This is a genomic window from Kitasatospora humi, assembly GCF_020907985.1.
GTDB classification, from domain to species: domain Bacteria; phylum Actinomycetota; class Actinomycetes; order Streptomycetales; family Streptomycetaceae; genus Kitasatospora; species Kitasatospora humi.
Window position 1 is genome coordinate 1 of record NZ_JAJJPA010000107.1, and the last position, 6,380, is coordinate 6,380.

Sequence of the window (6,380 nt, forward strand, 5' to 3'; positions counted from 1 at the left end):
CACCCGTCGGGGCTTCTTCGCGTTGTGGCTCCGTGTCGCGCGCGACCCTGTCCCCCACCGATGCCCGCGGGTTACCGTACTGATCACGGATGACGCGCCGGCCGCCTTACCCGTCTGGTGGAGCGTCAGGAGGGGGACTGAGCAGTGACCCAGCAGGAGGGTGCGGCCGTGGCCGCCACCACGCTCGCGCCGATGGTCGAGGTCCAGGACGTCTGGCGAAGCTTCGGCGCCGGTGCCACCGCCGTGCACGCGCTGCGAGGCGTGTCGTTCACCGCCCGACGCGGGGAGCTCACCGCGCTGCGCGGCCGGTCGGGCTCCGGCAAGACCACGCTGCTCAACCTGGTCGGGGGACTGGACGCCCCGAGCTCCGGCCGGATCGTGCTGGACGGCACCGATCTGGCCGCCCTGGACGAGACCGATCGGCTGACGATGCGTCGCGACCGGATCGGTTTCGTCTTCCAGTCCTTCGGACTGATCCCGATCCTCAGCGCCGCCGAGAACGTCGGGGTGCCGATGCGGCTGCGCAAGGTGCCGGCCGCCCAGCGCGAGGAACGGGTGCGCACCCTGTTGGCACTGGTGGGCCTGGCCGACCATGCCGAGCAGCGGCCCACCGAGCTGTCCGGCGGTCAGCAGCAGCGGGTGGCGATCGCCCGGGCGCTGGCCAACGACCCGGCGCTGATCATCGCTGACGAGCCCACCGGCCAACTGGATTCGGAGACCGGCCGCTCGGTGATGCAGCTGCTGCGCGCGGTGGTCGGAAGCGAGGGCGTCACGGTGCTGGTCGCGACCCACGACCCGCAGCTGATGGAGCTCTCGGACCGGGTGGTCGAGTTGAGGGACGGCCAGATCGTGGACTGACGGCCCGTCGCGGGCTGACGAGCGATCACGGTTAGGCCACCGTTCGGTGAAGCCCTGTCGGTCCGGCCGGTACCGGCTTTCGGCTGACACGCCGCCACCGATAGGGTCGCGGCTTCGGCCGCGTTCGGCGGCCGCCCAGTTGACCGCACCTCGTTCGGGGGAATCGCTTGTCCACTCCGCCGCCACCCCAGGGGCAGTACCCGCCGCCGCAAGGCGGTGGGTACTACGGCCCGCCGCAGGGCGCCTACGGTGCCCCGCCGCAGCAGCCGGGCTACGGCGCCCCGGTCCAACAGGGCTATGCCCAGCCGCAGCCCGGTTATGCACAGCAGCAGCCGTACGGCCAGCCGCCCCAGGGCTACGCCCAGCAGCCGGCCTACGGCGGGTACAACGTCCAGCCCACGCGCCGCTCGGGCGGCAAGAGGGCGCTGAGGATCATCGTGTCCCTGGTCGTCCTGGCGGTGGCCGGCGGGGTCCTCTTGTTCCTCAACAAGAACGACCCGAGCTACGCCAAGGTCGGTGACTGCGTGCACAACAAGAACGGGAGCCCGACGGCCGGCGCGGAGGACCGCAACCCGGACGTGGTGACCGTCTCCTGCACCGACCCCAACGCCGACGCCAAGATCGTCGCTAAGGAGCCGGGCACCCTGCTCCCCGACATGACCTGCAAGAAGTACCCGGACGCGGACGGGTACTACACGCAGAAGCAGGGCTCCGACGACTTCACCCTCTGCCTGCACTTCCTGAAGTCGTAGCAGCTGCAGGAGCGTCCACCGCTCCGCACCCCTGCCGGGCCGTCCGATCGAGGCGGCCCGGCAGCCTTGTTTCCACCCTTCGGCGACTGCCACACCCCGTCAAGATGCCGCTAAATCTGCCCTCTGACCAGCCTGATCGAAGGCGGCGAGCGCCTTAGCCCGTAGTCTCGACAGCGCGAACAGATGTCCGGGGCTGGTCCCCGGACCGGGCTCGATCAAGAATGGGACGCATGGCACGCGGAAGGCTGCGGATCTACCTCGGGGCGGCCCCCGGGGTGGGGAAGACGTACGCGATGCTCTGCGAGGCCCATCGCCGGGCGTCCCGCGGCACCGACGTCGTGGTCGGGTTCGTCGAGACCCACGGCCGCGCGAACACCGCCGAGCTGCTGCACGGCCTGGAGGCGGTACCCCGCCGCGTGGTGGAGCACCGCGGCGCCGAGTTCACCGAGCTGGACCTGGACGCGCTGCTGGCCCGGCGCCCGCAGGTGGCACTGGTCGACGAGCTGGCCCACACCAACGTGCCCGGCTGCCGCCACGCCAAGCGCTGGCAGGACGTCGAGGAGCTGTTGGCAGCCGGCATCGACGTGATATCCACCGTCAACATCCAGCACCTGGAGTCGCTGGGCGACGCGGTGGAGGGCATCACCGGTGTGCGACAGCGCGAGACGGTGCCCGACGAGGTGGTACGCCGGGCCGACCAGATCGAGCTGGTCGACATGTCCCCGCAGGCGCTGCGCCGCCGGCTGGCCCACGGCAACGTCTACACGCCGGAGAAGATCGACGCGGCGCTGTCCAACTACTTCCGCCCCGGCAACCTGACCGCGCTGCGCGAACTGGCGCTGCTGTGGACCGCCGACCGGGTGGACGAGTACCTCCAGCGGTACCGGGCCGAGCAGGGCATAGACAGCACCTGGCAGGCCCGGGAACGGATCGTGGTCGGCCTGACCGGTGGCCCGGAGGGCGCCACGCTGATCCGCCGCGCCGCCCGGATCGCCGCCAAGGGCTCCGGCAGCGAACTGCTGGCGGTGCACATCTCGCGCTCCGACGGTCTGGTCAGGGGCGGCTCCCCGCAGGCGCTGATCGAGCAGCGGGCCCTGGTGGAGAGCCTGGGCGGCACCTTCCACACGGTGCTGGGCGACGACCCGGCGCCCGCGCTGCTGGAGTTCGCCCGCGGTGTCAACGCCACCCAGATCGTGCTGGGTTCCAGCCGCCGCAAGGCCTGGCAGTACGTCTACGGCCCGGGCGTCGGCTCCACGGTGGCCCGCGACTCCGGCGACATCGACGTGCACATCGTCACCCACGAGCAGGCCGCGCACGGGCACGGCCGGGTCCCGATCCGCAAGGTGACCGACCTCGGCCGGCCGCGGGCGGTGGCCGGCTGGCTGATCGGGGTGGCCGGCCCACCGCTGCTGGCGGTGCTGCTCACCCATCTGAACGACACCGCGCTGCCCACCGACATGCTGCTGTTCTTCTCGGTGACCATCTGCGCGGCGCTGATCGGCGGGCTGTTCCCGGCGATCGCCTCGGCGCTGGTCAGCTCCACCGCGCTGAACTACTACTTCACCCCGCCGATCCACCGGCTGACCATCTCCGACCCGCAGAACATCCTGGCGGTGGGGGTATTCGCCGCGGTGAGCATCGCGGTGGCCACGGTGGTGGACATGGGAGCCCGACGCACCCACGAGGCGGCCCGTGCCCAGGCCGAGGCGCAGACCCTGAGCACGCTGGCCGGCACCGTGCTGCGCGGCGGCTCGCCCTCGGGGGACGGGATGCTCAAGGCGCTGCTGGACCAGGTGCGGGAGACCTTCCAGGTGGATTCGGTCGCCTTGCTGGAGCGACGGCACGAGTTCGACCCCTGGCACGCCATCGCGGCGACCGGCCCGAACCCGCCCGAGCACCCGGAGGACGGCGAGGTGGACGTCCCCGCCGGCAAGACCCTGAGCCTGGTGCTCTGCGGTCGGGTGCTGCCGGCCTCGGACCGGCGGCTGCTCGGGGCCTTCGCCGCCCAGGCCGCGGTGCTGGCCGAACGCGAGCAACTGGCCCGGGAGGCCGCCGCCGCCCGGCGCCAGGCCGAGGGCAACCGGATCCGCACCGCGCTGCTGGCCGCCGTCTCGCACGACCTGCGCACCCCGCTGGCCGGGATCAAGGCCGCGGTCTCCTCGCTGCGCGCCGAGGACGTCGAGTGGAGCGAGGCCGACGAGGCGGAGCTGCTGGCCGGGATCGAGGCCGGCGCCGACCGGTTGGACCACCTGATCAACAACCTGCTGGACATGAGCCGGCTGCAGACCGGCACGGTCACCCCGCTGATCCAGGAGGTGGACCTGGACGAGGTGGTGCCCATCGCGCTCGGCGGGGTGCCGCTGGAGTCGGTGCAGCTGGAGGTCCCGGAGACGGTCCCGATGGTCTCCGCGGACGCCGGTCTGCTGGAGCGGGCGCTGGCCAACCTGATCGAGAACGCCGTGAAGTACAGCCCGCCGGGCGTCAAGGTACTGGTCCGGGCCGACGCCCTGGAGCCCCCGCGCGCCACCGGTGCGACGGTCGAACTGCGGGTGGTCGACCGCGGGCCGGGAGTGCCCGAGGAGGCCAGGGAGAAGATCTTCGCGCCGTTCCAGCGCTACGGGGACGCGCCCCGCGGCGCCGGGGTGGGCCTCGGTCTGGCGGTGGCCCGCGGCTTCGTCGAGTCGATGGGCGGCACCATCACCGCCGAGGACACCCCCGGCGGCGGTCTCACCATGGTGGTCTCGCTGCCCGCCGTGGAGCGGCCGCCCGAACGGTCGAACGGCCTCGAACCCCTGACCTCCCTGGCCCCCCGAAAGGCGGAGCACGCATGACCCGGGTCCTCGTCGTGGACGACGAACCGCAGATCGTCCGCGCCCTGGTGATCAACCTCAAGGCCCGCAAGTACGAGGTCGACGCGGCCCATGACGGCGCCGCCGCGCTGGAGCTGGCGGCCGTCCGGCACCCCGACGTGGTGGTGCTCGACCTCGGCCTGCCGGACATGGACGGCGTCGAGGTGATCAAGGGCCTGCGCGGCTGGACCCGGGTGCCGATCATCGTGCTGTCGGCCCGGCACGCCTCCGACGAGAAGGTCGAGGCGCTGGACGCGGGCGCCGACGACTACGTCACCAAGCCGTTCGGAATGGACGAGCTGCTCGCCCGGATGCGGGCCGCGGTGCGCCGCGCCGAGCCGGTCGCCGGGGAGGACGACTCGCTGGTCACCACCGACGCCTTCACGGTCGACCTGGCCGCCAAGAAGGTGAACAAGGGGGGCACGGACGTCCGGCTCACCCCCACCGAGTGGCACCTGCTGGAGGTGCTCGTGCGCAACGCCGGCCGGCTGGTCAGCCAGACCCAGCTGCTCCAGGAGGTGTGGGGCCCGGCGTACCGCACGGAGACCAACTACCTGCGGGTTTACCTCGCCCAGCTGCGCCGCAAGCTGGAGGCCGACCCTTCGCACCCGCGCCACTTCATCACCGAGGCGGGCATGGGTTACCGCTTCGAACCCTGAGTCCCGAGCCGGCTCCGGGCCGTGGCGCGGGCTGTTCGACCGCTCCGTTCGAGGGATGGTAGCCGGTACCCTTCCCGCATGACTGGTAACAGCGGCGACCAGCCGCGGGGCCGACTGCGCCGGATGTTCTCCCGGCTCACCACCAGCCCGGAGGAGCTCCAGGCCGAGGAGCTGCGCCAGGACGTGGTGGTGGCGGGCTTCACGCCGATCGCCGAGGCGGGCGACCGCGAGGTGGTCACCGTCTCCGGCACCCTGCGCACCGTCACGCTGCGCCCGCGGGCCGGGGTGCCCGCACTGGAGGCCGAGCTCTTCGACGGCACCGACGCGCTGGACGTGGTCTGGCTCGGGCGGCACACGATCGCGGGCATCGAACCGGGCCGCCGGCTCAGCGCCAGCGGTCGGATCAGCCACGCACGCGGGCGCCGCGTGCTGTTTAACCCTCGTTACGAGCTTCGTCCGGTGGGACAGGGGAGCGAAAGCCAGTGACCGACCCGCTCGGCGGCGACCACGCCGCCTCGCCCGCCTTGATCGCTGACCACCAGCCGGAGACCCCGGAGCAGATCGCCGCGCGCGAGCAGGCGCAGGCCAAGGAGGCGGCCGACACCGTCATCCAGGCCTTCGGCGGCGTCCGCGGCATGATCGACATGACGCTGCCGGGCCTGGCCTTCATCGTCACCTACAACCTCACCCACCAGGTCGGCCACGCCGCCTACGCCGCGCTCGGCCTGAGCGGGCTCTTCGTGGTGATCCGGCTGCTGCGCCGGGAGACCATCCAGCACGCCTTCAGCGGCGTCTTCGGAGTGGCCATCGGCGCCTGGATCGCCACCCACACCGGCAAGGCGCAGGACTTCTACCTGCCGGGGCTGCTCTGGAACGTCGCCTACTGCGCGGGCCTGGCGCTCTCGGCGCTGGTCCGCTGGCCGCTGATCGGGCTGACCCTGGGCCCGGTGACCGGTGAGATGTTCACCTGGCGGACCCAGAACCCCGGCCGGCTCAAGGCCTACACCAAGGCCACCTGGGCCTGGGTGGTGATCATGGGCCTCAAGCCGGTGATCCTCTTCCCGCTGTACTTCACCGGGGACGTCAACCTGCTGGGCTGGCTCAAGGTGGCACTGGGCATCCCGCCGATGCTGCTGGCGATGTACGTCACCTGGCGGATCCTGCTGACGGCCCCGCCGCCGATCAAGGCCGAGGTCCCGGACGAGGACTGAGCACAGCCGTGGTGGGCCCGCCCCCCTTGTCGCAGGGGGCGGGCCGGTCTG

Annotated in this window: 6 protein-coding genes; all 6 read left to right on the top strand. The window is 72.0% G+C overall.

Annotation, left to right across the window (positions count from 1 at the left end; all coding sequences use genetic code 11):
* Positions 1 to 192 precede the first annotated feature (192 nt).
* The 6 genes from LN042_RS36310 (at position 193) to LN042_RS36335 (ending at position 6,329) form a co-directional block, all read left to right on the top strand.
* The gene (locus LN042_RS36310; RefSeq protein WP_230055742.1) at positions 193 to 858 is read left to right on the top strand and encodes an ABC transporter ATP-binding protein; all 666 of its coding nucleotides are present in this window, start codon (positions 193 to 195) and stop codon (positions 856 to 858) included.
* Between the two features lie 167 nt (positions 859 to 1,025).
* Positions 1,026 to 1,610 (top strand): LppU/SCO3897 family protein, encoded by a 585-nt coding sequence (locus LN042_RS36315; protein WP_230055737.1) that lies wholly within the window; start codon positions 1,026 to 1,028, stop codon positions 1,608 to 1,610.
* A gap of 230 nt (positions 1,611 to 1,840) precedes the next feature.
* Complete coding sequence (locus LN042_RS36320) at positions 1,841 to 4,441, top strand: ATP-binding protein (protein ID WP_230055738.1); 2,601 nt, start codon at positions 1,841 to 1,843, stop codon at positions 4,439 to 4,441.
* Positions 4,438 to 5,118 (top strand): response regulator, encoded by a 681-nt coding sequence (locus LN042_RS36325; RefSeq protein ID WP_230055739.1) that lies wholly within the window; start codon positions 4,438 to 4,440, stop codon positions 5,116 to 5,118. Before LN042_RS36320 ends, LN042_RS36325 begins: the two co-directional genes overlap by 4 nt.
* A gap of 78 nt (positions 5,119 to 5,196) precedes the next feature.
* Complete coding sequence (locus tag LN042_RS36330) at positions 5,197 to 5,604, top strand: OB-fold nucleic acid binding domain-containing protein (protein WP_230055740.1); 408 nt, start codon at positions 5,197 to 5,199, stop codon at positions 5,602 to 5,604.
* A complete protein-coding gene (locus LN042_RS36335; RefSeq protein WP_230055741.1) occupies positions 5,601 to 6,329 on the top strand; it encodes a DUF3159 domain-containing protein in 729 nt (242 codons plus the stop codon). Before LN042_RS36330 ends, LN042_RS36335 begins: the two co-directional genes overlap by 4 nt.
* Positions 6,330 to 6,380 lie beyond the last annotated feature (51 nt).